The organism is Bradyrhizobium frederickii (genome assembly GCF_004570865.1).
GTDB lineage: Bacteria > Pseudomonadota > Alphaproteobacteria > Rhizobiales > Xanthobacteraceae > Bradyrhizobium > Bradyrhizobium frederickii.
In genome coordinates this window covers 91,530-118,401 of sequence record NZ_SPQS01000006.1, presented here as the reverse complement: position 1 = coordinate 118,401, position 26,872 = coordinate 91,530, and the positions used below count along the sequence as shown (strand labels likewise).

25 protein-coding genes are annotated in these 26,872 nt (G+C 65.4%); 14 read left to right on the top strand and 11 right to left on the bottom strand.

The annotated features are described in order from the left end of the window. Window positions 1-182 precede the first annotated feature (182 nt). A complete protein-coding gene (locus tag E4K64_RS12215) occupies window positions 183-896 on the bottom strand; it encodes a DUF599 domain-containing protein (RefSeq protein ID WP_135163726.1) in 714 nt (237 codons plus the stop codon). A gap of 124 nt (window positions 897-1,020) precedes the next feature. On the opposite strand from E4K64_RS12215, the gene E4K64_RS12210 reads away from it, so the two are divergent. The 4 genes from E4K64_RS12210 to E4K64_RS12195 all read left to right on the top strand — a co-directional run bounded on the left by E4K64_RS12210 (window position 1,021) and on the right by E4K64_RS12195 (window position 3,841). Beyond that, the gene (locus E4K64_RS12210) at window positions 1,021-1,683 is read left to right on the top strand and encodes a glutathione S-transferase family protein (protein WP_135163725.1); all 663 of its coding nucleotides are present in this window, start codon (window positions 1,021-1,023) and stop codon (window positions 1,681-1,683) included. A 292-nt stretch (window positions 1,684-1,975) separates the two neighbouring features. After that, the gene (locus E4K64_RS12205) at window positions 1,976-2,179 is read left to right on the top strand and encodes a hypothetical protein (RefSeq protein ID WP_126258634.1); all 204 of its coding nucleotides are present in this window, start codon (window positions 1,976-1,978) and stop codon (window positions 2,177-2,179) included. Between the two features lie 171 nt (window positions 2,180-2,350). Continuing rightward, window positions 2,351-3,358, top strand: coding sequence for a hypothetical protein (locus E4K64_RS12200; RefSeq protein ID WP_135163724.1), 1,008 nt, complete (start codon window positions 2,351-2,353; stop codon window positions 3,356-3,358). 42 nt (window positions 3,359-3,400) lie between these two features. After that, on the top strand, window positions 3,401-3,841 hold the full coding sequence (locus E4K64_RS12195; protein WP_135163723.1) for a DUF1489 family protein: 441 nt from the start codon (window positions 3,401-3,403) through the stop codon (window positions 3,839-3,841). On the opposite strand, the gene panC is transcribed toward E4K64_RS12195, so the two are convergent. Further along, window positions 3,838-4,689 (bottom strand): pantoate--beta-alanine ligase, encoded by an 852-nt coding sequence (panC, locus tag E4K64_RS12190; protein ID WP_135163722.1) that lies wholly within the window; start codon window positions 4,687-4,689, stop codon window positions 3,838-3,840. The two genes, E4K64_RS12195 and panC, sit on opposite strands and share 4 nt — an antisense overlap. A 280-nt stretch (window positions 4,690-4,969) precedes the next feature. Between panC and E4K64_RS12185 the strand changes: the two genes are divergently transcribed. The 4 genes from E4K64_RS12185 (at window position 4,970) to E4K64_RS12170 (ending at window position 8,775) form a co-directional block, all read left to right on the top strand. Continuing rightward, window positions 4,970-5,893 (top strand): division plane positioning ATPase MipZ, encoded by a 924-nt coding sequence (locus tag E4K64_RS12185; RefSeq protein ID WP_135163721.1) that lies wholly within the window; start codon window positions 4,970-4,972, stop codon window positions 5,891-5,893. A 341-nt stretch (window positions 5,894-6,234) separates the two neighbouring features. Beyond that, window positions 6,235-7,095: an alpha/beta fold hydrolase gene (locus tag E4K64_RS12180; RefSeq protein ID WP_135163720.1), complete on the top strand. Its 861-nt coding sequence runs from the start codon at window positions 6,235-6,237 to the stop codon at window positions 7,093-7,095. Between the two features lie 132 nt (window positions 7,096-7,227). After that, the gene (locus tag E4K64_RS12175) at window positions 7,228-7,977 is read left to right on the top strand and encodes a vWA domain-containing protein (RefSeq protein ID WP_135163719.1); all 750 of its coding nucleotides are present in this window, start codon (window positions 7,228-7,230) and stop codon (window positions 7,975-7,977) included. A 72-nt stretch (window positions 7,978-8,049) separates the two neighbouring features. Then, complete coding sequence (locus E4K64_RS12170; protein ID WP_135163718.1) at window positions 8,050-8,775, top strand: DnaJ domain-containing protein; 726 nt, start codon at window positions 8,050-8,052, stop codon at window positions 8,773-8,775. Between the two features lie 247 nt (window positions 8,776-9,022). Here the strand turns inward: E4K64_RS12170 and E4K64_RS12165 are convergent, their stop codons facing one another. Beyond that, window positions 9,023-10,876 (bottom strand): D-alanyl-D-alanine carboxypeptidase, encoded by a 1,854-nt coding sequence (locus tag E4K64_RS12165; RefSeq protein ID WP_135163717.1) that lies wholly within the window; start codon window positions 10,874-10,876, stop codon window positions 9,023-9,025. Between the two features lie 387 nt (window positions 10,877-11,263). Here E4K64_RS12165 and E4K64_RS12160 point away from each other — a divergent pair, with 387 nt between their 5' ends. Continuing rightward, window positions 11,264-11,602: a phasin family protein gene (locus E4K64_RS12160; RefSeq protein ID WP_126258625.1), complete on the top strand. Its 339-nt coding sequence runs from the start codon at window positions 11,264-11,266 to the stop codon at window positions 11,600-11,602. Between the two features lie 72 nt (window positions 11,603-11,674). Here the strand turns inward: E4K64_RS12160 and E4K64_RS12155 are convergent, their stop codons facing one another. Further along, window positions 11,675-13,027: a TadE/TadG family type IV pilus assembly protein gene (locus E4K64_RS12155; protein ID WP_135163716.1), complete on the bottom strand. Its 1,353-nt coding sequence runs from the start codon at window positions 13,025-13,027 to the stop codon at window positions 11,675-11,677. 481 nt (window positions 13,028-13,508) lie between these two features. Here E4K64_RS12155 and clpS point away from each other — a divergent pair, with 481 nt between their 5' ends. Both clpS and clpA read left to right on the top strand, forming a co-directional pair. Next, window positions 13,509-13,841, top strand: coding sequence for an ATP-dependent Clp protease adapter ClpS (gene clpS, locus E4K64_RS12150; RefSeq protein WP_164718725.1), 333 nt, complete (start codon window positions 13,509-13,511; stop codon window positions 13,839-13,841). A gap of 281 nt (window positions 13,842-14,122) precedes the next feature. Then, window positions 14,123-16,531 carry an ATP-dependent Clp protease ATP-binding subunit ClpA gene (clpA, locus tag E4K64_RS12145; RefSeq protein ID WP_135163715.1) on the top strand — a complete coding sequence of 803 codons (2,409 nt, stop codon included), beginning with the start codon at window positions 14,123-14,125 and terminating at the stop codon, window positions 16,529-16,531. Between the two features lie 71 nt (window positions 16,532-16,602). Here the strand turns inward: clpA and E4K64_RS12140 are convergent, their stop codons facing one another. The 5 genes from E4K64_RS12140 to gcvA all read right to left on the bottom strand — a co-directional run bounded on the left by E4K64_RS12140 (window position 16,603) and on the right by gcvA (window position 21,204). Further along, entirely contained in the window at window positions 16,603-17,061 is a 459-nt protein-coding gene (locus E4K64_RS12140; protein WP_135163714.1) for a PEGA domain-containing protein, read from the bottom strand. Window positions 17,062-17,189: 128 nt separating this feature from the next. Further along, window positions 17,190-18,611: an MFS transporter gene (locus E4K64_RS12135; RefSeq protein ID WP_135163713.1), complete on the bottom strand. Its 1,422-nt coding sequence runs from the start codon at window positions 18,609-18,611 to the stop codon at window positions 17,190-17,192. 91 nt (window positions 18,612-18,702) lie between these two features. Continuing rightward, on the bottom strand, window positions 18,703-19,083 hold the full coding sequence (locus E4K64_RS12130) for a c-type cytochrome (protein ID WP_235884657.1): 381 nt from the start codon (window positions 19,081-19,083) through the stop codon (window positions 18,703-18,705). A 66-nt stretch (window positions 19,084-19,149) separates the two neighbouring features. After that, complete coding sequence (locus tag E4K64_RS12125) at window positions 19,150-20,175, bottom strand: aldo/keto reductase (protein WP_167771962.1); 1,026 nt, start codon at window positions 20,173-20,175, stop codon at window positions 19,150-19,152. 123 nt (window positions 20,176-20,298) lie between these two features. Then, a complete protein-coding gene (gene gcvA / locus E4K64_RS12120) occupies window positions 20,299-21,204 on the bottom strand; it encodes a transcriptional regulator GcvA (protein WP_126258618.1) in 906 nt (301 codons plus the stop codon). 227 nt (window positions 21,205-21,431) lie between these two features. Here gcvA and E4K64_RS12115 point away from each other — a divergent pair, with 227 nt between their 5' ends. Continuing rightward, window positions 21,432-22,754, top strand: a complete 1,323-nt coding sequence (locus tag E4K64_RS12115) for an aspartate aminotransferase family protein (protein ID WP_135163711.1) — start codon at window positions 21,432-21,434, stop codon at window positions 22,752-22,754. Between the two features lie 19 nt (window positions 22,755-22,773). After that, window positions 22,774-23,676 carry an amino acid ABC transporter substrate-binding protein gene (locus E4K64_RS12110; RefSeq protein WP_135163710.1) on the top strand — a complete coding sequence of 301 codons (903 nt, stop codon included), beginning with the start codon at window positions 22,774-22,776 and terminating at the stop codon, window positions 23,674-23,676. A gap of 331 nt (window positions 23,677-24,007) precedes the next feature. Here E4K64_RS12110 and E4K64_RS12100 read toward each other — a convergent pair whose 3' ends face one another. Next, the gene (locus tag E4K64_RS12100; RefSeq protein ID WP_135163709.1) at window positions 24,008-24,964 is read right to left on the bottom strand and encodes an AraC-like ligand-binding domain-containing protein; all 957 of its coding nucleotides are present in this window, start codon (window positions 24,962-24,964) and stop codon (window positions 24,008-24,010) included. A 196-nt stretch (window positions 24,965-25,160) separates the two neighbouring features. Here E4K64_RS12100 and E4K64_RS12095 point away from each other — a divergent pair, with 196 nt between their 5' ends. Beyond that, window positions 25,161-26,177: a carbon-nitrogen hydrolase family protein gene (locus E4K64_RS12095; RefSeq protein WP_135163708.1), complete on the top strand. Its 1,017-nt coding sequence runs from the start codon at window positions 25,161-25,163 to the stop codon at window positions 26,175-26,177. Between the two features lie 28 nt (window positions 26,178-26,205). On the opposite strand, the gene E4K64_RS12090 is transcribed toward E4K64_RS12095, so the two are convergent. Then, entirely contained in the window at window positions 26,206-26,844 is a 639-nt protein-coding gene (locus E4K64_RS12090; RefSeq protein ID WP_135163707.1) for an HAD family hydrolase, read from the bottom strand. Window positions 26,845-26,872: the final 28 nt, after the last annotated feature.

The window sequence follows — 26,872 nt, the reverse complement described above, 5'->3', positions numbered from 1 at the left end:
CTCGCAATGACGCCGTTGCGAGAGGGTGCGCCACTCGGCTCTCGTGCCCCGGACGCAGCGCAGCGCCTCTTTGGCGGTGCGCTGCAGAGCCGGGGCCCATCCAGCGAGTGCCGCGGCCTTCCGGGGCCCGGCTCCGCGCCGCAACGCCGAGGACGTGGCAGCTTGTCCGGGACACCAGCGCCTCAATGACCGCGCTTCATCCCCTGATCAGCGTCCACCTCCGCGGCCATCGCCATCCAGGCGCTGGATGCGAACTGCCGGCGCCAGGTCACGACCACAACGGCGGCGGTGGTGACGAACAGCACCCATGGGCTGACGAACCAGCCGAGATAGCCGAGCGCGAAGAAGAAGGCGCGCTGGCCGCGGTTGAAATGGCGGCCGGCGGATTCGAACAGGCGCGAGGTGCGGATGACATGGGCTTCGGCCGCTGGCGTGTCGCGCTGGTCCGCCGCCGGCATGCCGCCGAACAGGATCGCGACATAGTTGAACAGGCGATAGGCCCAGGCGAATTTGAAGAAGGCATAGACGCAGATCAGCACGAGGCCGACGCATTTCAGCTCCCACATCGCCGGCGAGGTGCTGAGATCGACCGGCAGCTTGCTCAGAATCGTAATGGCGTCGTTGGTGGCGTGCAGCAGCGCCAGCGCGCCGCCGAGCGCGAACAGGCTGGTGGAGGCGAAGAAGGCGGTGCCGTTCTGCAGCGAGGCCATGATCTGCATGTCGACCATGCGGGTGTCGCGGTCGAGCATTCGGCGGACCCAGACCTCGCGATAGCGGTTCATGCGCGCCGACAGGCTGTCCCGGCCGTAGGCCGAATGCTCCAGCGTCAGGGCATAGACCAGCCATTCGATGACGAAGAAGCCGACGGCGGCGATGTCGACCCAGTGCCTGCTCATGTCTGTCTCCTGGCGCGGACGGCAACGATTGCCACGCGTGAACCGGCGCGGCAACGATTGATTGGCGGCAGGTGATGGCGTTAAAAGCGGCTCGCTCGAGGACGTCTCTGGAAGGACTGATGACATGGCTGCGCTGAAACTCGCCATCGGCAACAAGAACTACTCGTCATGGTCGATGCGGCCCTGGCTCGCGCTCCGCGCCAACGACATTCCGTTCGTGGAGACGCTCATTCCGCTCTACACCGACAATCCCGCGGACAAGGAGCAGATCCTGTCCTTCAGCCGCGCCGGCAAGGTGCCGGTGCTGGTCGACGGCGACGTCACGGTGTGGGATTCGCTCGCCATCATCGAATACATCGCCGAGCGCTATCCGGAAGTGAAGCTGTGGCCCGACGACGTCGCCGCGCGCGCGCATGCCCGATCGGTGTGCGCCGAGATGCATTCCGGCTTCGTGGCGCTGCGCAACGAATGCGGCATGAACCTGCATCGGCCGATCCGCCCCGTGGCGCTGTCCGCGGAGGCCAAGGCCAACGTCGCCCGCATCGAGGAGATCTGGCGCGAGTGTCGCACGCGCTACGGGGCGGCGGGGCCGTTCCTGTTCGGCCGCTTCGGCGCGGCGGACGCGATGTACGCGCCGGTCGTGCACCGCCTGCGCACCTACGCGATCGAGGTTGCGCCGGATACCAAGGCCTACATGGAGACGATGATGGCGCTGCCGGCGTTCCAGGAATGGACCCGCGACGGGCTGGCCGAAACGCTCGTCATCGCCAAGTTCGAGGACGCCTGAGCACCGGGGGCTGCCCGAGGCCGCTGGCCGGTGGCGGCCGGCGGCGCATGGCCGGAAATTGACCGGGGTCCATGGCGTCAGGGCTGCGACAAGCTGTCCGAACGAGCGGCCCCCGCCGGTATCATCGGCCCGCCCGTTCCGGTCCTATCATTCTGAAAAGACTGCAAAATATAGGCGCTTGCCATGCGGGCATGGCGCTGGCCAAAACCACGGGTCGCGTGCTATAAAGCACATGGGTTTCCGGCCGGCCGTCGTAGTGGGACCATGGGCGAGGCAGGCGCTGTTTGGAGTGATGGAGAGGGTGTTGAAGCACAAATTTCCGATTGGAACGCGCGTATTGTTCACGGCCAGCAACGTCGCGCGCCCCGCCGCCAGCGGCGCGTATGAGATCATCCGTCTGCTGCCGACCGATGGCGACGATTGCCAATATCGGATCAAGAGCTCGACCGAAGCCTTCGAACGCGTCGCCAAGGAAAGCCAGCTCGCGCTGTCCTGAAGCCAGCTCGCGCTCCTGAAGGCTGACGCATCCCGCATTGCTGCCATCAGCGAATAGTGTCCTGCCGCCGTCAAAAGGCCCGCTTCACCTCCAAAAGGTGGGCCGGGGCAGTTGCCGATTAGCGGTGCTCGCTTGACCATTCGCTCTCTGCTCGCGTGAGGGACGTCGCGCATGAACTGGGCATGGGCCACTTCGCTCGACCAAATCTGGCGCTCACCGGCCTTTCCGATGTGGATGACGCTGGCCGCTGCGGGATTCTTCGGATTGATCCTGCTGATCACGTTGCTGCGCGCCGACAGATCGGTCGCCAACGGCGCCCTGACCGTGATCACGCTGCTCTCCATTGCGATCGCCGGAGCTGCCACCGTGCGCGTCTATGGCCCGTTGGGTTCGGACGCGCCGGCCGAGGCGCGCGCGCCTAGCGCGGTCGTCGCCAGCCTGCCGGCACTGTCCTGCCTTGACGATCTCGCCGGCGATGCGGTCGCCATCGGCTGCGAAAGGGCGCTGTTCGGCTCGCCGGATGCGGTGGCCGCGGCCGTGTCCTACACCGCGGCCCGGATCGACCGGCTGATGGCGCTCGGCGATGCCGCGACCGCCGACAAGAGCCTGACGGCGGACATCAAAGCGCTGCGCAAGGCGCTGGAGCGCGATCGCTACGGCCTGGCGGCGCAGGTGCTGGTCGTGCGCGACGGCTGTACCCAGTTCGACTGTGCCGCGTTCCGCTCGCTGACCGACCAGCAGCAGGTCGCTGCCAACATGGATTCCCATCTCTACGACGCGCTGGTCGCGCGCCATGCGCCGACCTGGAACGCGCCAACGACGGCGGCAGCGGCAGCGGCGCTGCCACCGAATGCAGCGCTCGCGGGTCTGCCGCCCTCGATGCCGACGGGCAAGCCGACCAATGCGGAGTTCCCGAGCGCCTCGTCGACGCCGCCGGTCAGCATCATGAATCCGGAGCCCGCGGCGACGACGCGGCAGGCGGCGCCGTCGGCAAACGCGGCGGCAGCGCCGGCCGCTTCGCGCGCGCCGGCAGCTGCCTCGGCACAGGCTTCAGCGCCTGCGGCGCCTGCTGCGAAGCGGCCACCGGCTCCGAAGGCTGCGCGGGCCACCGCAGCACCGGTTCCGCTCGCGCCCCCGCCGGCGACCGCGGCGGCTCCCGCGGCTGCGGATAACGAATAGTTCGGCATTCCAAATGCGGTGCTGCCCGGCTAATGCTGGGCCATGCCGCTACATCTGATCAAGCTCGCCGTCGGCTGCGACTCCGTCAAGGAATTGAAGGAGTGGGTCGCCGAACGGATGCAGACCGCCAAGAAGAAGGGTCTGCCGCAACGCCACATCCACATCACCCGCATGGTGCCCAAGCGCGACGCCGAGATCCTCGCCGGCGGGTCGCTCTATTGGGTGATCAAGGGCGAGATCGCCGCGCGGGAAAAGATCATCGGCATCGAGCCGTTCCGCGACAAGGACGGTATCGGGCGCTGCCGCATCGTGATGCAGCCGAAGGTGATCTCGGTGTCGCCGCGGCCGATGCGCCCGTTCCAGGGCTGGCGCTATCTCGCGGAGGATTCCGTGCCGCGCGATCTCGGCAGGTCCGCCGCCGGCTCGATCGCGGCGATGCCGGAGCCGATGCGGCGCGAATTGCGCGATCTGGGGCTGCTCTAAACCGCGATATTGTCGATCAGCCGGGTGCTGCCGAGCTTGGCCGCGACCAGGATCCGCAACGGGCCGTCCTGGCGCGAGGTGACCGGTGCCAGCGTCTCGGCATGGCGGATCACGAAATAGTCGAGCGCAAAGCCGGCCGCCGTGATCATCTCGGCGCCGCCGGCCATCGCCGGCGCGATCGCATCGCCGGCGCGGATGCGTCCGGCGCTCTCCTTCATGGCCCGGTAGAGGACAGTGGCGGTCTGCCGCTCCTCGGGCGACAGGTAGACGTTGCGCGAGGACATCGCGAGTCCGTCGCGCTCGCGCACGGTGCGCGAGCCGATCACCTTGACGCCGAGGTCGAGGTCGCGCGTCATCTGCGTCACCACCCGCAATTGCTGAAAGTCCTTTTCGCCGAAGATGGCGAAGTCCGGCCGGCACTGCGTGAACAGCTTGCCGACCACGGTGGCGACGCCGCCGAAGAAATGCGGGCGGAATCGATCCTCGAGGCCGGCGAGCGCCGGCCCCTCCGGCACGATGCGGGTGGCGAAGCCCTCCGGATACATCGCCTTGACGTCCGGATGCCAGACGATGTCGACGTCCTCGGCCGCGAGCTTGGCGATGTCGGCCTTCCAGGTGCGCGGATAGGCGCCGAAATCCTCGGTCGGGGCGAACTGTGTCGGGTTGACGAAGATCGAGACGACGACGCGGCTGGCGCGCCGCTTGGCGAGGCGGACGAGGGACACATGCCCGTCATGGAGGGCCCCCATGGTCGGGACCAGCGCGATCGTGGCCTTTCGCTTGCGAAGATTGTCGACGGCGCGGCGCAAGGTTGGGACCGTGCGGGCGATCAAGGGGCTTGATGACATCGGGACTCGGCAGGGTTGGGAATCGGCGCGGCGCGATCCGCGCCCGGGAGGACTAACCTTAACAAGCAGCGATCATGGACGCCATGCACCCGGATGCGGCACAGCATTCCGCGCAAGGCCGCGCACGACGTCGTGGGCTGGATCACAGACGAAGGAAGATTGGCGCCGCGATTCAAGATGAAGAACGGCGCAGTACGATTTGCAAGACCTGTCACGCATTTCACTTGACCGCAGGCGCGGCCAACTCGAAGATATTTCATCAGGGGTGTTGAGGATCGCCATGCTTGTGCAGGCTAGCCAAGGCCAATCCGGCTCGGCGCATGTGGTCGTGCTCGGCAACGAGAAGGGCGGCTCCGGCAAGTCGACCACCGCCCTGCACATCGCCGTTGCGCTCCTGAAGGCCGGCCAGCGCGTCGCCACCATCGACCTCGACTGCCGTCAGCAGAGCTTCACCCATTACATCAACAACCGCGCCGCCTGGGCGTGCCGCACCAAGCTGGACCTCGAACTGCCGGTGCATCGCTGCATCAAGCTCGGCGAGACCATGCAGATCGCCGAGAACGAGAATTCCGAGTTCCAGCAGTTCATGGAGGCGGTCTCGGTGGTCGAGAGCAGCTTCGACTTCATCTTGATCGATACGCCGGGCACCGACAGCTACCTGATGCGGCTTGCGCATTCGATGGCCGACACGCTGGTCACGCCGATCAACGACAGCTTCCTCGATTTCGACGTGCTCGGCACCGTCGATCCCGCGAGCTACGCGGTGACCGGCGAGAGCCATTACGCCGAGATGGTGCGCGACGTCCGGCGCAAGCGCCGCCAGCTCGACGGTTCGACCACCGACTGGATCGTCGTGCGCAACCGCCTGTCGATGCTCGGCTCGCGCAACAAGCAGCTGGTCGCAGAGGGGCTGAAGGATCTGTCGCTGCGGCTCGGCTTCCGCTACGTCGATGGCTTCGCCGAACGCGTCGTCTATCGCGAATTCTTCCCGCGCGGCCTGACCGCCCTCGACGAGATCGACGAGGCCACGCTCGGCATGCGGCCCAATCTCGGCCATCTCACCGCCCGGGAAGAGGTGACGAGCCTGCTGCGTCAGCTCAAGTTGCCGCTCGACGAGCGCGGCCGCCGCCGCGCCGCGAACCGGGCCGAGTGGTTCAACCAGGTCGACAAGCCGCTCGAAGTCCACGACATCCTCGGCGCCTGAGGCGGTATACTGCTACTTCCCATCGATCTGACCGCGCCGGGTTCCTCTGGAACCGCGACCGCGCTCGGCCGTTTTTATTCTACGTTCACCGTGAAATTGAACCCGACCGGGTCCGGTTGCGTCGGATGGTGAGCTGCATCCTGACGTAGCGGCTGGAAAACAGGGTGCTCAGAAAACGTGTGCGCCGCACAACGAAAGGGCTGCAGGTTCACAATATTTGGCCTTCCTGTCACGCGCCTGTGACATATATTAGCGAATAGGCGACGAGGGGACGGAGAGCCCCGGAGAACACGATTTTCAACAGGGATTCAGGCCACAAGCGCCTGAGGCTGAGGACGAAAATGAAGCGTGGAATTGCCGTTCTGGTTTCGGTCAGCGCCCTCTGCGGCATCGCCTATTTCACGGCGAGCAAGTGGGCGATCAAGCACGAGACCATCACCTTCTACGACGCCTCGCGCGACAACCGTCCGGTGCCCGTTCAAATCGCGGTGCGCCGCGACAAGGAAATGCAGGCCAATGCCGGCATGATCACGCTGCCGGTCGCGGTGATCAACCACGGCAATACCGTCAAGAACACCGAATACGGCTTCCTCGCCAACATCTTCGCTGCGCGCGGCTACATGGTCGTCAGCCCGCAGCACGATTTGCCGACCGATCCTCCGATGGTCACCAAGCCCGGCGAGCTCTATGTCGGCCGGCTGCCGCAGATCCTGCGCGGCGTTGCCAACATCCATCTCGCCATGCAGGAGCTGAAGAAGGTTCAGCCCAATGCCGACTACGCCAAGGTGACGATGGTCGGCCACTCCATGGGCGGCGACATCACGATGTATTTCGCCAAGCAATATCCGGACGAGGTCAAGAAGGTCGTCACGCTCGACAATCTGCGCGTGCCCTTCGTCACCGCCGGCAAGTTCAAGATCCTCTCGTTCCGCTCGCAGGATCCGCAGTTCAAGGCCGATGCGGGCGTGATCCCGACCGACGAGGAATGCGAGAAGGCGGGCATCCAGGTCGTGAAGACCGAATTCCAGCATAACGACATGCGCGACACTGGTCCGGATGTGGCCAAGAGCTCGATCCAGAGCATGCTCGACAGATTCCTGAGCGCGACCGATAGCGAGATCGCGCCGGTCGATACGCAATCGTCGCCGCCCAACGTCCTCGAGCCTGGTCCGGTCGCGTTGATGGCGCCTGCCAAGGGCTAATGCGTCAAGAGCTGACGCGCTTCGTCGTCCGTCTCATTCTCAAAGCCCCCGCCGGCTCCGTCCGCGGGGGCTTTGCACATTGACCAGGCCGTCCGCGCTGACCACATTAACCGCCCAGGTAAGGGTCAAGAGATGTCGGGCGAACCCATCAAGCCGCGCGGCGGCGATGCCGTCCCGGCGCAAGCGGCCGGCGCGGTGCCGCAGGCCGGAACGTCGACCGCGGACGACATCGCCGCTTTCGTCGCCAAGGCGCGAGCGCTGTCACCCCATGCGCCGGGCGCCAAGGGGCGGCTGATCTTCGCATTGGATGCGACGATGAGCCGGCAGCCCACCTGGGACATGGCCTGCGCGCTTCAGGCCGACATGTTTCGCGAGACCGCGGCGCTCGGCAGCCTCGATATCCGGCTCGTCTACTATCGCGGTCTGAACGAGTGCCGCGCCACGGGGTGGATCTCCGACAGCACCAGGCTTGCAGCTTTGATGAGCAAGATCGATTGCCGCGGCGGCGACACCCAGATCGGCAAGGTGCTGACGGAGGTGCGACGCGAAGCGATCGCATCGGGCGTGCGCGCCGTCGTCTTCGTCGGCGATGCCATGGAGGAGAAGGTCGACGAGCTCTGCGCCAAGGCCGGCGAGCTCGGCATGCTCAAGGTGCCCGTGTTCGTGTTTCAGGAAGGTCATGACGCGGTCGCCGAGCAGGCCTTTCGCGAGATCGCGCGCCTGACCGGCGGTGCCTGGTGCCGGTTCGATCCAGGCGCGGCCGCGCAGTTGCGCGAGCTGCTGCGGGCAGCCGCGGCCTATGCCGCCGGCGGTCGCGAGGCCTTGTTGAAATTGGCGACGTCCGCAAGCGGCGCGGCCAAGTTGATCAGTCAGATGAAATAGCGCTCAAGCCGCCCTGGCTCGTGGCGCGGCGTGTGCCATGCATTTTGCCGCGAGGGCGACTATATTCCCGCCATGACTCTGCTTGCCGGCGCTGTCGCCGTTATCACGCTTTACCTGCTGCTCCAGATGTTCCGCTCCGCCAACCCGGCGGTGCTGGCGCGCACTATCAGATTTGGCGGCGGCGTGCTGGCGCTGGCGGTCGCGGCATTCACGGGCCTGCGCGGCGAACTGGCGGTGGCGATTCCGCTGGGGATTTTCGGCGCCGGGCTATTGGGCTGGAGCCCGCTGGCAAACGCCGGCTTCGGCAATATCGGCGGGCTGTTCGGCGCCGGCGCCGCGCCCGCGCCAGGGCAGAGCTCGCGGGTGCGCTCGCAATTTCTGGATATGCGGCTCGACCACGATTCCGGCCAGCTCGGCGGACAGATCGTCGCCGGGCCTCACGCCGGGCGCGATCTCGGCGAGTTCGATCTTCCGAGCCTGCTGGCGATGGTCCCGACCTTCGACGCCGAGAGCGTGGCCTTACTTGAAAGCTATCTGGACCGCCGGTTTCCCGCTTGGCGTCAGAACGCGCAGGGCGATGCGGCAGGGGGGCAGCGCCGCACGGCGGCGAGCGGCAAAATGACGGCGGAGGAGGCCTATCAGATCCTTGGCCTGCAGCCGGGCGCGGGGCGTGACGACATCACCCGGGCGCACAAGTCCCTGATGAAGAAACTCCATCCCGACCAGGGGGGCTCGAACTATCTCGCTGCCCGGGTAAACGAGGCCAAGGATACTCTGCTTCGTACGCATAACGGCTAACTCCGGCACCACGCCACAAACGCCCGTACCGTGTGAGCTCCGCTTGCTCTGTCTGCCGTCGCCCCGATGCCCGCCATTCCGGCGTGGTCGATCCCTTGAGCAAAGTTTTAACCGTAAATTCTTGACGAGAGGTTGTCGCGGAACGGCCTTGTCGCGATCGCGCCACCGTGGCCGCATCACGAACCCGTCCCCAAAACGAAAATGCCCGCGCAAGGCGCGGGCATTTTGGCTGGAACGGAAAGCCAGATCAGTTGCGCACGGTGATGCAGGAAATCTCGGCGCGCTTCAGGGTGCGGCAGACCGCCTCGGCCTGGTCGCGCTCGAGCCCGGCGAAGCGGGCGCGATAAAGCTTGCGATTGTCCTTGGCGACAACGGGCTCGGTGAACGGGTCGGCCTTGCTGAGCAGGCCGCGGGCCGAGCTGCGTGCGGCGTCGATACGCTGCTGGGCTTCGTTCTCGCTCTCGAGCGCGCCGACCTGGACGATCCAGCCGCTGTGGGTGACGGCAGGCTTGGTGGTGGGGCTCATCTGGACCGGCATCGGATCGGCGGAGGCGAGCTTCGGCGCGGCCGGAGCGGGCGCGGCGGCCGTTGCGGCCGGCAGCACGCCGAGGATCCCGTTGCCGGTGCCGAAGCCGGCCGGCTGCCGCGGCAGCTCCGTGCGGGCGATCTCGGCCTTCGGCGCTTCCGGTTGGCTGACGATCTCGGGCTTGTTGATGAGGTCGGCCCGGGCGACGACGGCGCCGGAGGTCTCCGCGACGTCGGAGCGGGACGGAATGGCATGGGTGACCGGCGGGGGGACCTGGACCGGGGCCGGGGCGGCGGAGGCGACCTTCACGGGGCCGGCCTTGACCTGAACCGTCTTGACCCGGACCGGCTTCATCGGCTCGGAGGAGCCGGGAATGATGGAGAGCGGCTGGCTCGAGATCACGCCATTGGTGAGCGGCGCGGGCTCGATCTTGGATTCCGTCGGCCGAACCTCAGGCTTGCTGATCTCCGGCTTGGTCGGGGCCGGCGGCACCGCGGCCGTCGCGGCGGCCAGCGTCGACAGGCGCGCAGCAAGACGAGACGGGGCAGATTCGGGAGCAGGAGCGGCGGCGGCCTGGACCTGCGGGGCGGGACGGGCCGGCGGCGTGTCCGAGGCGGCGGCAATATCGGTCGCGGTGTCGGCGCCGTTGCGCTCGGTGACCGCGGCAACGGTGTGGATGGTCGCACCCTTATCGAGATTCTCCGCGAGCAGGTTGCGCATGATGGCATCGCGCGAGCCGCCGCTGCGGCCGCCGAGCACGACGCCGATCAGATGGCGGTTGCCGCGGCGCATCGAGGTGACGAGGTTGAAGCCGGAGGCGCGGGTGTAGCCGGTCTTGATGCCGTCCACGCCCTCGACGCTGCCGAGCAGATGGTTGTGATTGCGGATCGACTGTCCACGCCAGTTGAACGTGGAGGTCGCGAAATAGCGATAGTAGCGCGGGAAGCGCTCCTGGATGGCGCGGCCGAGCGTGGCTTGGTCGCGCGCGGTCGTGACCTGCTCGTCGTTGGGAAGGCCGTTGGCGTTGCGGTACACCGTCCTGGACATGCCGAGCGCGCGCGCCTTGCGCGTCATCATCTGGGCAAAGTCGTCCTCGTCGCCGGCGATGGCTTCCGCGATCACCACCGCGGCGTCGTTGGCGGAACGGGTGACGAGACCCTTGATCGCGTCCTCGACACGAATGGTCTGACCGGCACGCAGGTTCAGCTTGGTCGGATCCTGGTCGGCCGCGTGTTTGGACACCGGCATCTCGGTGTCGAGCTTCATCTTGCCGGACTCAAGGCGCTCGAACAGCAGATAGAGCGTCATGATCTTGGTCAGCGAGGCGGGGTGGCGGATTCCGTCGGGGCTCGTGGCCTGCAGCACCGCACCGGAATTGCCGTCGACGATGATGGATGCGAATTTCGGGCTGGAACTCTCGGACACATCGCGCTGCACCCGATGATGCACATGGTGGCGGCGATGGCGCCGCGCCTCCGCTGCATCGGTGGTGAAGATGACCGCGATGGTGACCGTAAGCAGCCCCAAAACGCCAACCCGCGCCAAGCGCGAGGAAGACAAGTTGTTACGAAGCATGGAACCCCGTCCCCGTTTCTGACTAGATCACCGGCTCGTGAGGCGAAATTGTGCCCAATGGACCCGGGATCATTACCTGCTCAGGCTGTCCCTCCGCTGGTGTTCGCCGCGGGGGACGTTGGACCTGAGCCGCTATTCTGGCTAAGGTGATGTTCTCGAACGGCTTTTGACCGTCCTCGGAAGCTGAACACGTCCGGGAATCAGGGTAGGGGGCCGCGGTTTCCAAAAGCTTAAGGAAACCTTGCGGGAAACCCCGGAAATCTCCGCGATTTGCGTCGAATTTTGTGCGTCGCACAAATATTCTTGACTTATTTGTGCGTTGCACTAATTATGGGCACAGTCAGGGAGCCGGGGCTTCCGACGAAAGCCAGGGAAAAGGATTCCGAAATGTTCAAGGTTGAAGACTTTCAGAACTACGGGAAAGAGCAGTTCGAGCAGTGCGTTGCTTCCGCGACCTCGGTGCAGCACGGCTTCCAGGCGATCGCCAGCGCCTATGGCGACTACACCAAGAAGTCGTTCGAAGACACCAAGTCCTTCGTCGAGAAGCTTTCCGGCGTGAAGTCGCTGGACAAGGCCATGGAAGCGCAGACCGATTTCGCCCGTTCCGCCTACGAGACCTTCGTTGCGGAATCGCAGAAGATCGCCGGCCTCTACAGCGACCTCGCCAAGCAGGCGTTCAAGCCGGTCGAGACCATCGTGTCGAAGTTCACCCCGGCCGCCCAGTAACCTTTCAGGACATCTTGGAATCGAAAGCCCGGCTGATCCAGCCGGGCTTTTTGTTTGCTCGCGGTCGATCAGTCAGCGCGCCACGCGCAGCTTCGACAGCGAGGTGCCGATGTCCTTGAACACCGATACGGTCTGGCTGGCCGACGTGACCAGGTAGAACTTGTCGGCGCTGCTGGCGCAATATTGCAGCACGCTCGAGGTCGGATCGCTGCCGGTGTTCACCTGCACCGTGTAGATCGTGATGTTGGAAGGCTGGGCCTTGGCGTTGTCGCACAGCTTCTTCTGCCGCGCGTCGATCTGCGCGGCGTTGTTGTACCAGCGGTTCTGCGTATTGAGACCGTCGGAAAGCAGCACGATCGCGTCCTTGTAGGTGTAGTTGGTGTCCTTGGCCGGCGCGTTCATGGGATCGCCGGTCGATAGCGTCATCCACCCCCAGGCGAGGCCGATGCCCTGGTTGGTGTTACCCGTGGGCTTCATGGCATCGATCCGGCTCTTGAGCGCGGCCCAGTCGTAGCTCAACGGCATGATCGGTTGCAGGTAGGACCAGCTGGCCGTGCTGCAGTAGGAGTACTGATCGGCCGGGAACAGCGTCCCCACATTGCCGCTCGTCGGCGTGGTGTTCTTGGTGTCGTAGTCCTGATCGCGATCGACCACGCAACCGGTCCAGGTCTCGCGGTTCGCCGGCGTCCATTTCCATTTGTTGCAATTGTTGGAATTGCCCGACGTGCAGCTCCAGCTGCCGTTGGCGGCATCCCAATCGCTGAAATCGATCCAGCTCTTGTTGTAGTTGCCGGCGCCGACGTTGACGTCCTTGGCGAACGGGACGATCGAGATGTAGACGTCGCCGGGGTTCTTGGCGAGCGCGCTGAGTTGATCGACCAGATTCTTGGCGGCCGTCTGCATCGCCCCCATCTTGCCGTCGCTGGCCATCGAGCCGGTGTTGTCGAGCACCAGGGCCACGCGCATGCGGACGTTGCCCCAGGCGCTGGTGGACGTGGTGCCGACGTCGAGCGTCGGAAAGCCGGCAATCTTCATGAAGGTGGTCGTGTAGGTGCCAGTTCCGGTGAGCTGGATCGTTGAGCCCATGCTGGTGCTCGCCGTATAGGTGGCCGCGACGCTGACCGAGGGCAGGGCCGACGTAGCTGTAAACAGCGCGTTGAAATAGGCCTGCGCCTTCGTGCCGAGTTGCGAGGCGGTGATGGTGCCGGTCGACAGATCCCTGGAGAGCATCAGAGCGGCGGAGTCGAGGGCCGCCTGCATCGACGTGCGGGCCTGGACGGCGCGGCTATAGTCTATTGCGGCACCGACGAAGCTCAGCACCGGGACCAGGGCGATCGCGAAGACCATGGCGATATTGCCTTGCTCGGCCGCTGCGAAGCGGGCGAACTGTCGACCAATCAGGCTGACGAGCGGCGAGCGAAACATGACGAGCCCCGAGATCGGTGGTTTTGCCCGATTTCGCGCCACGCCATTGAAGGCTTGGTAAATCGCACCGTAGAAGACCGGGGTATCCCGGGGGAACGTCGCAATCGTGTTAAATGGCTTGGTTCCTGGTCAACAGATTCTAAGCGGTACGGGCATAAATTTTTGTCAAATCGGTCCGGATTGATTAACCTTGGCCCGGATCGCCCGGACCGGGAATCGGGACTGCCGCGGCCATCGGCCGGACCTTTGCACGCTTGCGGCGAGCCGGGGGGAGGCCCATATTGCTGGCGAACGATCCGGCTTGGACCGGATCTGTCGGGAGCGGCGATCCAACAAGGCGGCGCGCCTGCGCCAGGCTCCGAAGGGCGGGGTCGCGCGGTGACCGCCATTCGCTTCCGTGGGGAATTTGAACGCCTGAGCCATGCCGCAATTGACTTCCAGACTCGACCTGTCCGCGCCAGCCGCTGCCTCCGCTCCTCGCATGAGCAATGACGAGAACCGTTCGGGCAGCCCGTCGGGTCCGAACACGTCGGTCATTACCAAGGTCAAGCCCAAGACCAAACGGCCGAACCTCTACCGCGTGCTGATCCTGAACGACGACTACACGCCGATGGAATTCGTCGTCCATGTGCTGGAGAAGTTCTTCAACAAGGATATCGAGGCCGCGACCAAGATCATGCTTCACGTCCATCATCACGGCATCGGGGAGTGCGGCGTGTTCACCTACGAGATCGCCGAGACCAAGGTGACGCAGGTGATGGATTTCGCCCGCAAGCACCAGCATCCGCTGCAATGCGTGATGGAAAAGAAGTAGACGGTGCGTCTGACGCCGGCCCTTGTGTCGGTCGCCGTGTGAGCGTTGCGTGACGCCGGTGCACACGAGGTGTGCCGCAGTCGGCAAGACTACGGAATTCCGCGCCGGCGCCGCTCCCGCCCAATCGGAACGGGATTTGCATCGAAAATACCTCAAGTGTGGAGTCGCCGAGTCGCGGAACCGGTCTTTCGCCGCGGTCTTGTATAACTATATGTGACAAAGGTTGTTGTTGCCTGACCGGGCGATCACGACCATGATGGTGGGGGCCATAGAGGACGCGAATGCCGACTTTTTCCCAAAGCCTTGAACAATCCCTGCATCGTGCGCTGGCGATCGCAAACGAGCGTCATCACCAATACGCGACGCTCGAGCATCTCTTGCTCTCCCTGATCGACGACTCCGATGCAGCCGCCGTCATGCGCGCCTGTAGCGTCGATCTCGACAAGCTCCGTACGAGCCTCGTCAACTATCTTGAGACCGAATTCGAGAACCTGGTGACCGATGGCGCCGACGACGCCAAGCCGACCGCCGGTTTCCAGCGCGTGATCCAGCGCGCGGTCATCCACGTGCAGTCCTCCGGTCGTGAAGAGGTGACCGGCGCCAACGTGCTGATCGCGATCTTTGCCGAGCGCGAGAGCCATGCCGCGTACTTCCTGCAGGAGCAGGACATGACGCGCTATGACGCCGTCAACTACATCAGCCACGGCATTGCCAAGCGGCCGGGTGTCTCCGAGGCGCGCCCGGTTCGCGGCGTCGACGAGGAGACCGAGGCCAAGGGCAGCGAGGACGCCAAGAAGAAGGGCGAGGCGCTCGAGACCTATTGCGTCAACCTCAACAAGAAGGCGCGCGACGGCAAGATCGATCCGGTGATCGGACGCAATTCCGAGATCAACCGCGCGATCCAGGTGCTGTGCCGCCGGCAGAAGAACAACCCGCTGTTCGTCGGCGAAGCCGGCGTCGGCAAGACCGCGATCGCCGAAGGCCTCGCCAAGCGCATCGTCGACAGCGAAGTGCCGGAGGTGCTGGCGGCGGCCACGGTGTTCTCGCTGGACATGGGCACGCTGCTCGCGGGCACGCGCTATCGCGGCGATTTCGAGGAGCGCCTGAAGCAGGTGCTGAAGGAGCTCGAGGCGCATCCCAACGCCATCCTGTTCATCGACGAAATCCACACCGTGATCGGTGCGGGTGCGACGTCGGGCGGGGCGATGGATGCCTCGAACCTGCTCAAGCCCGCGCTCGCCTCGGGCACGATCCGCTGCATGGGCTCGACCACCTACAAGGAATATCGCCAGCACTTCGAGAAGGACCGCGCGCTGGTGCGGCGCTTCCAGAAGATCGACATCAACGAGCCGACGGTCGAGGACGCGATCGCGATCCTCAAGGGTCTCAAGCCGTACTTCGAGGACTATCACCGGCTGAAGTACACCAATGAGGCGATCGAAGCTGCCGTTCAGCTCTCCTCGCGCTACATCCACGACCGCAAGCTGCCCGACAAGGCGATCGACGTGATCGACGAGTCCGGTGCGGCGCAGATGCTGGTTGCCGAGAACAAGCGCAAGAAGACCATCGGCATCAAGGAGATCGAGACCACGATCGCCTCGATGGCGCGGATCCCGCCGAAGAGCGTGTCGAAGGACGATGCCGAGGTGCTCAAGCATCTCGAGCAGACGCTGAAGCGCACCGTGTTCGGCCAGGACAAGGCGATCGAGTCGCTCGCCGCTTCGATCAAGCTGGCGCGGGCCGGCTTGCGCGAGCCGGAGAAGCCGATCGGCTGTTACCTGTTCTCGGGTCCGACCGGTGTCGGCAAGACCGAAGTCGCCAAGCAGCTCGCGGCGAGCCTCGGCGTCGAGCTGCTGCGCTTCGACATGTCCGAATACATGGAGCGGCACACCGTGTCGCGCCTGATCGGCGCGCCTCCCGGCTATGTCGGCTTCGACCAGGGCGGCCTCCTGACCGACGGCGTCGACCAGCATCCGCATTGCGTGGTGCTGCTCGACGAGATCGAGAAGGCGCATCCCGATCTCTACAACGTGCTGCTCCAGATCATGGATCACGGCCGGCTCACCGACCACAACGGCAAGCAGGTCAACTTCCGCAACGTGATCCTGATCATGACCACGAACGCGGGTGCGTCCGATCTCGCCAAGCAGGCGTTCGGCTTCACGCGCTCGAAGCGGGAAGGCGACGACCACGAGGCGATCAACCGGCAGTTCGCGCCGGAATTCCGCAACCGTCTCGACGCCATCGTCTCGTTCGGCCATCTCAGCGTCGAGGTGATCGGCACGGTGGTCGAGAAGTTCGTGCTTCAGCTCGAAGCGCAGCTCGGCGACCGCGACGTCACCATCGAACTGTCCGAGCCCGCCAAGGCCTGGCTGGTCCAGCATGGTTACGACGAGCAGATGGGCGCGCGGCCCATGGCCCGCGTGATCCAGGAGCACATCAAGAAGCCGCTGGCCGACGAGGTGCTGTTCGGCAAGCTCAAGGGCGGCGGTCACGTCCGCGTCGTTCTGGTCAAGGACGAGGCCGACGAGACCAAGGAGAAGATCGGCTTCGAATTCGTCGAGGGCCCGGTCACGCCGAAGCACGAGAAGCTGCCCGGCGCCCGCAAGCGCCCGCCGGGCAAGTCCAAGCCGGGCGGTCCCGGCGGCTCGAAGGGGCCGATCTCGAAGGGCCCGCTGGTCAAGGCTTGATCCGGCGCATCATGAATCGAAAGGCCGGCTGGAAAAGCCGGCCTTTTTGTTTCTGAAGCGATGTGCGGCCCTTACGTTCCGGCTTCGGGCGTCGCCGCCGGCGGACGCGGCTTGCGGGGGCCGGCTGGCCGTGCGCCGCGGGCAGGGGTCGACGGCTGCATCGTCACGATGACCGGATTGGGCTTGTGATCGGTTGCCGCCCCCGTCGCGGCATCGACGCCCATGCCGACGACGCCGCCGAGCAGGAGATTGCCGGCGAAGCCGGCGGCCCCCGACGTCGGTATGTCCCGGCTGAGCGGCACGATCTGCGGTTCATAGCCTTCCTTCTGGAAGGTGATCGAAAGGTCGGCGTTCCGCTTGACGACCACTGAGCAGGGCGTCGTGCAGGTGGTCGGAACCTCCATTCCGCTCACGACGGCTTCCACGCCCGAAGGTGTCGATGAAATGCTGATGTTCTCGGTCGTGCCGCGCGTGACAGACGCGCAGCCGCCCAGCATGACGCCGAGCGCCACAATTCCCAATAAACGCATGAACTGCCCCATATTCCCCGCGTCTATCAAGCGCAACCGGAGCGTGAGGGCAATGGGTCATTGGTCCGGATAGTTAAGTCACGCAGGGGTTGTGCACGGGAATGGCAGGGACCGGAAGGTGGACGCCGTCAGTCGCCGCGCAAGCGCTGATCGTCCTGCACGCGGACGTGCTCGGCGCCGCGCGCGCCGGCCGGGGACAACCGCAGCATGCTCAGGACCGCGCCGCAGAGTGCAAATCCGACGCCGGCGAGGAGGGCCAGCCTGGTGCCGTCGACCGGATAGCGGCCGAGCAGCAGGGCCACCAGCGCTGCGCCGGTGGTCTGGCCGAGCAGGCGCGCCGTCCCCAGCATGCCGCTGGCGCCGCCGGCGCGCTCGCGCGGGGCGGCGGCGATCATGGTGCGGTTGTTGGGGGTCTGGAACAGGCCGAAGCCGGCGCCCGCCAGCGCCATGCGCCAGATCACGTCGAACGGCGTCGGGGCCGCCGGCAACAAGGCGAGCGCGGCAAGGCCGCAGGCGAACAGCGTGAGCCCGATGCCGCCGAGCAGGCCGGCCGGATAACGCTCCACCAGCCGGCCGGCGAGCGGCGCCGCGAACGCCAGCGCGATCGGCCATGGCGTGATCAAGAGCCCCATATGCACCGCCGAATAGCCGAAGCGGCTCTGGAGGTAGAAGGGGATCGCGACGAAGGCGAGCATCTGCCCGCAGAACGAGGCGATCGACGTCGCGATCGACAGCGCGAACACCGGGATGCGCAACAGATCGACCGGCAGCAGCGGCGAGGTCATGTGGGTTTCGCGCCAGATCAACAGCGCGCCGGCGACGATGGCGACGGCGAACTCGATCAGGCAGGTGATCGCGGCCTCGCCATGACCGACGCTGTCGATCGCCGCGATGCCGACGCCGAACGTGATCGCAGATAGCCCCGCGCTCTGCCAGTCGAAGGAACGGCCGGCCGGCCTGGTGTGCGGCAGGCTGCGCAAGCCGATCAGCAGCGTCACCGCGCCGAGCGGCACGTTGATGGCGAACAGCCAGGGCCAGCTTCCGACCGCGAGGATGCCCGCGGCGAGCGTCGGGCCGATCGCAGCGGAGAAGGCGACGACGAGCGCGTTGAGCCCGATGCCGCGGCCGAGCAGATTGCGCGGATAGGTGAAGCGCACCAGCGCCGCATTGACGCTCATGATGCCCGCGGCGCCGAAGCCCTGGATGATGCGCGCCACCGTCAGCAGCGGCAGCGTATGCGCCAGCGCGCAGAAGGCGGACGCCAGCGTGAACAACACCAGCCCCACCAGATAGACGCGGCGATAGCCGACGATCTCGCCGAGCGAGGCCAGCGGCAGCAGCGAGATCGTGATCGCGAGCTGGTAGCCGTTGACGATCCAGATCGAGAAGGAAGGACTCGCGTCCAAGTCGGCCGCGATTGTCGGCAGCGCGACATTGGCGATGGCGCTGTCGACCACCGCCATGATGATGCCGAGCGCAATCGTCAGCACCGCCTGGTTGCGCTGCGGCTGCGGCAGGCCGTCGATATGCTCGATCGTGGTGGACGACATCGTGAAGCGCGTTCGGTTGAGATGCGGTTGCTGGTCCGCAACTTGGTCCGACCCGGGATGGTTCCAGCCATAGCGGCAGCCGCTTCGGCTCCTATTTCGGCTTCCGCGGCTCCTGAATCGCCCTGAGGTAGCTTACCACGGCCTCGGCGTCGTCGCGGCCGAATCGGGCCGTCGGCATGGCGCGGTGAATGCTGCTGTAGCCGTCCTGGAGGCGCTGCGTGAAACCGGGGTCATAGAGCTTGTTCTCACCCAGCTTCCGGAAAGGCGGTGCCAAGGCATGTGGGCTCGCGCCCGTCCTGCCGACCGCATGGCACTCCGCGCACATCCGCTGCAGCAATGCTTCCGCGCGCCGCTGGTCAGCGTCCAGGGCTTGACTCACGGTGCTCCACAGAACGCCAACGGCCAGCAATGCCGGTGCGGCGCGGCTCAGACTGAGGGCCGTGAATAGAGCCTTCATGGCGAATCGACGCATCGTGGCCTCGCAACGGCCGCACTGTGTCACGGCCGACGCCAGCGCGCTTGATGCAGCTCAAGCGTTCTACACCGCCGGCGGGTTGCGGTCGGTGAACGTCGTCCTCTGGTGCCAATAGGGATAGGGCAGCGTCACCTTGCTCGCCGCGTCGAGCTTTGCGACCTGGTCCTTGGTCAGCGACCAGCCGACCGCGCCGAGATTTTCGCGGAGCTGCGTCTCGTTGCGCGCGCCGATGATCAGCGTCGACACCGTGGGACGCTGCAGCAGCCAGTTCAGCGCGATCTGCGACACGCTCTTTCCCGTTTCCTTCGCCACCTCGTCGATCGCCTCGACGACGCGATAGACGTGCTCGTCGGGCACGGGCGGGCCGAAATCGGCGGTCTTGGGCAGGCGGCTCACCTCGGGCTTCGGCTGCCCCCGGCGGATCTTGCCGGTGAGGCGCCCCCAGCCGAGCGGCGACCAGACCACCGCGCCCAGGCCCTGGTCGAGGCCGAGCGGCATCAGCTCCCATTCGTAGTCGCGCCCGATCAATGAATAATAGGTCTGGTTGGCTACGTAGCGCGGAAAGCCGTGCTTGTCGGCAAGTGCGAGCGACTTCATCAGGTGCCAGCCCGAGAAATTCGAAACGCCGACATAGCGGATCTTGCCGGCGCGCACGAGCACGTCGAGCGTTGACAGCACCTCTTCGGGCGGCGTGAAGGCGTCGAAGCCATGGAGCTGGAACAGATCGATGTAGTCCGTGCCGAGCCGGCGCAGCGAACCGTCGATGGCGGCGAGCAGATGCTGCCGCGACGAGCCGATGTCGTTGGGGCCGTCGCCGAAGCGGAAGGTGGCCTTGGTCGAGATCAGCACCTTGTCGCGGCGGCCCTTGATGGCTTCGCCGAGCACGCGCTCGGATTCGCCGAGCGAATAGACATCCGCGGTGTCGAACATCGACACGCCGGCTTCCAGGCAGATGTCCAAGAGGCGCCGCGCTTCGGTCGCGTCCGTGGTCCCCCACGCAGCGAGGCGGCCGACGCCGCCGAAGGTGCCGGTGCCAAGGCTGAGAGCGGGCACCATGAGGCCTGACCGGCCCAAGCGTCGGTATTCCATCGATATGCTCCTCGGCTGGCCGCCGGTTGATCGGTGCGGCCTTGGTGCCGAAGCTAGCGCAAGCGGGCACCTCGCACCATTGCGCGTGCACATGGCGGCTCTGCTTTGCGCGGTTCGTATTTGCTAGGCCACGCTTGTCGTCTGCAAGTTCGCTGCCGAGATCTTTGCGCGCAGCCAGGCCTCGAACGCGCCGACATGGCTGCGCCCCTTCGCCTCGGCAGATCGCACGAGATAGTAGGAGATCGTCTCCACTTCGAATTCGGGCTGGTGGAACGGCGCAACGAGCGTGCCCTTGTCGAGCTCCTCGGCGGCGAGAATTTCGCTCTCCAGCACGACGCCGAGACCTTCGACCGCCGCGTCGATGGCCATGGTGGAGCGGTCGAACCACAATTCATGGCGCGGCTTGATGCTCGCGCCGGTGACCTTGCGCAGATAGTCGGTCCAGGTCAGCGCGTTGGAGGAATGGATCAGCGTGGCGCGGGCGAGATCGGCGGGTTCGCGCAGATTGAGCTGTTCGATCAACCGTGGGCTACAGAGCGGCCGCAAGCGCTCGGCGAGCAGCGGCTCGATCTGCCTGTCGTTCACAACCGGCGGGCGCCCATAGGCAATGGCGAGATCGAAGCGGATGGTTTCGAGGTCGCGTAAGTCGGCGATTGTCGACAGTCTGATCCCGATCTCCGGATGCTGGCCGATGAAATTGCCGATCCGCGGCTGAAGCCATTTGGCGGCAAAGCTCGGGCCGCTCGCAATGAACAAATGATTGCGCTGCGATTGCGGCGCTACCAGCCGCGTCGCGCCCATGATCGTGCCGAACGCGCGCTCGATTTCGCCGGCATAGAGCCGACCGGCATTGGTCAGCACCACGCGGCCGGCATGTCGCGAGAACACGCGAACGCCAAGGAAGTCTTCGAGCTTCTGGATGTGGTGGCTGATTGCCGAGGGCGTGACCCCGAGCTCCTCGGCGGCGCGGCTGAAGCTGCCGTGACGCGAGGCTGCCTCGAACGCTGACAGTGCCTTGAGCGGCGGCATTCGCGACCGCTCCGTTGACTCCAGCTCATCGGCTGCTGAGTTTTTTGAACTGGCGCCCATCATGCCTGCCCGGTACGAATTTCCCTGTTGCACGGGCAAGTTTCGTACCGCGAACGCCCCGACGCAACAGCTTCGTGCCCGAAACCCGACCCGAGACCGGTGAGCGGACTCCGCATCGCCGCGCCGCGGAGCCGTGCGGCGGATGCCGCTTGCCCGAGGAGACCCCCATGACTTCAGCGCTGAAACATGCCGCCGATGAATTTCTGGTCCGGTACGGCGGAGACGTGTTCCCGAACCTCTTCACCTCCGCGAAGGGGACGATCGTTACCGACAGCGACGGGCGCGACTATCTCGATTTCACTTCGGGGCAGATGTGCGCGACGATCGGCCACAACCATCCCGCCATCGTCGCGGCGGTGGAGCGGGCGGGTAAGAAGGCCTTCCATCTCTTCAGCGGGATGATACCCGAAGTCGTCGCTGAGCTTGCCCAGGTGCTGGCGAAGGACTGGCTGCCCGGCGACCTCAAGCGCTCGATCTTCATCAACACCGGTTCGGAAGCGACCGAAGTCGCGCTTCGGATGGCCAAGATGTACACCGGCGGCTACGAGGTGCTCGTCCTCGGCGGCTCCTGGCACGGCATCACCGGCGGCGCGGCCTCGGTCTCGATGGCGAGCGATCGCAAAGGCTATGGCGTGCCGCCGCCCGGCGTGTTCGTGATCCCCGAGCCGAACGCCTATCGGCCCTATATCGCGAAGGGCAGCGACGAAGAATCCGCGCTCGCCAATCTTGAGCTCGCGCTCAAAATGTTCGACATGCAGTCGAGCGGCCGGGGGGCTGCGATCATTGCCGAGCCCGTGATCAGCGCCGGCGGCGTGCTGGTGCCGCCGAAAGCCTTCATGGAAGCGCTACGCAAGGCCGCCGACGAACGCGGCATGCTGTTGATCTTCGACGAGGCCCAGACCGCGTTTGGGCGCATCGGCAAGAAGACAGGATCGGAATATTTCGGCGTCGTGCCCGACATCATGACAATGTCGAAGACGCTCGGCGGCGGGCTGCCACTCGCGGCGGTTTCGACCACCGAAGCGATCGAGAGAAAACTGCACGACGATCACTTCACTTACTACACCAGTCACGTCTCCGACCCGCTGCTGGCGGAGGTCGGGCTCGCGGTGCTCCGCGTGATTACCGAGGAGAAGCTCGTCGAGCGCGCCAACGTCATGGGCAGCTATCTGCGTGGGCGGTTCGAAGGGCTCCAGCAGAAATACGAGCAGATCGGCGACATCAGGGGCATGGGCCTTCTGCTCGGCGTCGAGCTCGTCACCGATCGCAACAGCCGGCGCGCGGCTCATCAGCTCGGCGGGCTGACGACCAAGAAGTGCTTCGAATACGGGCTGAGCATGAACATACGCCGCCGGCCCGAACGCGGATCGGTATGGCGTATCGCGCCGCCGCTCACCGTCTCGTCCGAGGAGATCGACCGCGCCGTCGATATCCTGGATCGCGCCTTGCGGGAAAGCCTCGACGAGCTGTCGCGAAACCCCGCCGCTTGAGCACAGTCCGGAGGCTGACATGATCCGCAGACATTCGTCCAAGCTCGTTCTTGCCGCCACGTCGCTCGCCCTGTTCCAGATGCCGGCAGCGCAGGCCGCGAGTCCGACCCTCGACAAGATCAAGGAGGTCGGCAAGATCTCCCTCGGCTATCGCGAGGCTTCGATTCCATTCGCCTATCTTGGATCGGATCAGAAGCCCACCGGGCTTTCACTCGATCTTTGCTCAGCGGTGGCCGACAAGATCAGGATCGCGCTGCGGCGGCCGGAACTGGGCATCGACTACGTCCCGGTGAATGCGTCCAACCGCATTCCACTGCTTCAGAACGGCACGATCGACGTCGAGTGCGGCAGCACGACCAACACCGCCGAGCGGCAGAAGCAGGTCGCGTTTTCCGTTGCGACCTATGTGGCATCGCCGCGCTGGCTGGTATCCGCCGCCTCGGGGGTGACTGAGCCGAAAGGCCTCGACGGGCAGACGGTCGTCATCACGCAGGGCTCGCTGAATTTCGCGGTTGCCAAGAAGGTTATCGACGATCAGAAGCTGAATGTGATGATCGTTCAGGCCAAGGACCATGCCGAGTCGCTGCTGATGTTGGAAACGGGAAGAGCGACAGCGTGGTTCGAGGACGACATCCTGATCGCCGGGCTGGTCGCAAACGCGTCCAATCCCAAGGCGTTCCGCATGTTGGTGGCGAGCTACGCGCCGTCCTATTACGGGCTGATGATCCGCAGGGACGATCCGGAGTTCAAGGCGCTGGTCGATGCCGCGATCAAGGAGAAGATGGCATCCGGTGCGTTCGACAAGCTGTATGCCAAGTGGTTCGAGGCGCCGATCCCGCCCAAGGGACAAAACCTCCAGCTTCCCATGAGTGAGGCAATGAAGGCCCGGGTGGCGTCTCCCAGCGATGCGCTCACGCCCTAATCGTGCAGGCGCATGTCATCGAACCCAGTATCGGCGAGGCGCGAGCCGGTCAACTTCGCTGTTGCTTGCGCCTCGAACTTTGCCGAGGGTGAGGGGAAGCAAGCAGTTTCGCTGTTGTGAACCTGCCGCGGCAAGAGCGTCAGGCTCCAGCCTACCACGACCAACACCGCGAGCCGGATCGCGATTACGCTGAGCAGTAGTTCCGATCCGCTTATTGTTGACTGAGTCCTCATGCGTGCCAGCCTGAGGCACGCGAGGTGGCAAGACAATCTGGACTTGGCGAGCATTGCCTTCGTCCGAGACGAAGGCTTAAGGTGATGGCTGACGGGTGTCAGTGCCGCAACTGGCTCTGCCTGAAGTCGCGCGGCGACATTCCGAAATGCTCGCGGAAGACGCGGCCGAAATGCGAGAGGTCGTTGAAGCCCCAGCCGAATGCGACCTCGCTGATGTGGCGATGGGCGAGCACGGGCGAAGCGAGGTCGCGCCGGCATCGGGCGAGGCGTTCGGCAAGAACATGGCGCTGGAAGGAGGTGTCCTCGTCGGCGAGAAGATCGTTGACGTAACGCGGCGAGATGCCGAGCGCGCCGGCGGTCTCCGCGAGCGAGAGGTCGGGATCGGAGAGATGCGCGCGGATGTGCGTCTTCAACCGGTAGAGCAGGGCCGAGCGGTGGGTCGAGGACGGCAGCGATGTCTTTCCGAGCCGTTCGCTCAGCGCCATCGCGAGCAGATCGACGGCTTGCTCCGACAATGCGGCGGCACCGTCGGACGCGAGCCGGTCGGCGCTCTGACAAAGCCGGAAGATGAAATCATAGGCGAGCCGCTCGAGCGGTGCGTCGCCGCCGAACGACATCGCGGTCAGCGTCTCGGTGCTGCCGAGCCGGCGCTGCAACATCTCCCGCGGCACCTTGAAGATGGACTGCGTGAAAGGATCGTTGAACGTCAGCTCATAGGGGCGCGTGGTGTCGTAGAGGGCGAACTCGCCGGGATGGATCACGGTCTCGCGGCCGTCCTGCACCACGCCGCCGTCGCCGCGATGGCCGAGCGCGACCAGGACGAAATCCTGATCCGAGCGCGCAATGCGGGAGGGTGTCCGGAACACATGCTGGCGATCGGAGCAAACCTCGGAGCATACGGCCTTGCCGAGCGTAGCTTGCGTGACCGAGCCGCGAAAGGCGCTGCCGAGATCGGACTTGCAGTCGAGCCCGACGAAGACGTCGCAGACGATGTCCTGCCAGAGCGCGAGCCGCCGATGGGCCGGGCTGCCGTCCGTCGTGAACTGGATTGGCATCTGGAAAGCCTTCCTTTTCCCGTCCAGCAAAACCGCCAATAGACGGACCCGGCCTGACCGGAGGCAAATCCCGTACCCGGCAGGAATTCCACCCGGTCGAGTTTTTGTTCCGCCGCGGTCGAGCGCTCGATCGCCCGCTTTGGTCCAATAGAGTGCATCGGAGATGGCTTCCGATCAACCGGCAATGGAGGCGGGAATGGGCATCGAACATCCGAAATACAAGGTGGCGGTGGTGCAGGCGGCGCCGGCCTGGCTCGACCTCGACGCCTCGATCGACAAGTCGGTCGCGCTGATCAGGGAGGCCGCCGAGAAGGGTGCCAAGCTGATCGCCTTCCCGGAGGCTTTCATTCCCGGCTATCCCTGGCATATCTGGATCGACTCGCCGGCCTGGGCGATCGGCCGCGGCTTCGTGCAGCGCTATTTCGACAATTCGCTGGCCTATGACAGCCCGCAGGCCGAACGGCTGCGCGATGCCGTGCGCAAGGCCAAGCTCACCGCCGTGATCGGCCTGTCCGAGCGCGACGGCGGCAGCCTCTATCTGGCGCAATGGCTGATCGGGCCCGACGGCGAGACCATCGCCAAACGCCGGAAGCTGCGGCCGACCCATGCCGAGCGCACTGTCTATGGCGAGGGCGACGGCAGCGACCTTGCCGTGCACGCGCGGCCCGACATCGGCCGGCTCGGCGCGCTGTGCTGCTGGGAGCATCTGCAGCCGCTGTCGAAATACGCGATGTACGCCCAGAACGAGCAGGTGCATGTCGCGGCCTGGCCGAGCTTCTCGCTCTACGATCCCTTCGCGCCGGCGCTCGGGGCCGAGGTCAACAACGCCGCCTCGCGCGTCTATGCGGTGGAAGGCTCATGCTTCGTGCTGGCGCCTTGCGCGACGGTGTCGCAGGCGATGATCGACGAGCTCTGTGACCGGCCGGACAAGCACGCGCTGCTCCATGCCGGCGGCGGCTTTGCCGCGATCTACGGCCCCGACGGCAGCCAGATAGGCGACAAGCTCGCGCCGGACCAGGAGGGACTGTTGATCGCCGAGATCGATCTCGGCGCCATCGGCGTCGCCAAGAATGCTGCCGATCCGGCCGGGCATTATTCGCGCCCGGACGTGACGCGGCTGCTCCTCAACAAGAATCGGTACCAGCGCGTCGAGCAGTTCGCGTTGCCGGCCGATACCGTCGAGCCTACGGACATCGCGGCGGCGGCGAGCTGATCGTCGCCGCGCGAAAAGACGGCCTACGTCAAGCCACACAATGGCCGAGCAGCTCGGGATGCGCGGCGCAGATGTGATGCGCGCCGGCGTCCTTCAGCTCGGCCTCGCTGCCATAGCCGTAGAGCACGCCGATCGCGGTCATGCCGTTGGTGCGGGCGCCGACCACGTCATGGCTGCGGTCGCCGATCATGATCGCGCTCCCGGCATCGACCTTCGTCTCGTCCAGCGCATAGCGCAGCAGGTCGCGCTTGTCGACGCGCGTGCCGTCGAGCTCGGAGCCGAACACGCGCTCGAAATACGGCTTCAGGCCGAAATGATCGACGATGCGGGTGGCGTAGACCGCGGGCTTGCTGGTCGCGACGAACATGCGCTGGTTGGTCGCGGCAAGCGTCGTCAGCGTGTCCACGATGCCGGCATAGGCCTCGTTCTCGAACAGGCCGATATCGCTGAAGCGCTCGCGATAGAGCAGCAATGCGCGGTCGGCGAGTTCGTCGGTTCCGGTGAGCTTCTTCAGGCTGGCATGCAGCGGCGGCCCGATGCACCAGGTCAGTTCGTCCTCGCTCGGCACCGCGACGTCCAGCCGCGCCAGCGCGTACTGGATCGAGCGCGTGATCCCCGGCTTCGGGTTCGTAAGGGTGCCGTCGAGATCAAAAAAGATTGTCACCATCGGGCCGGACCTGCGTTGATACTGCCGT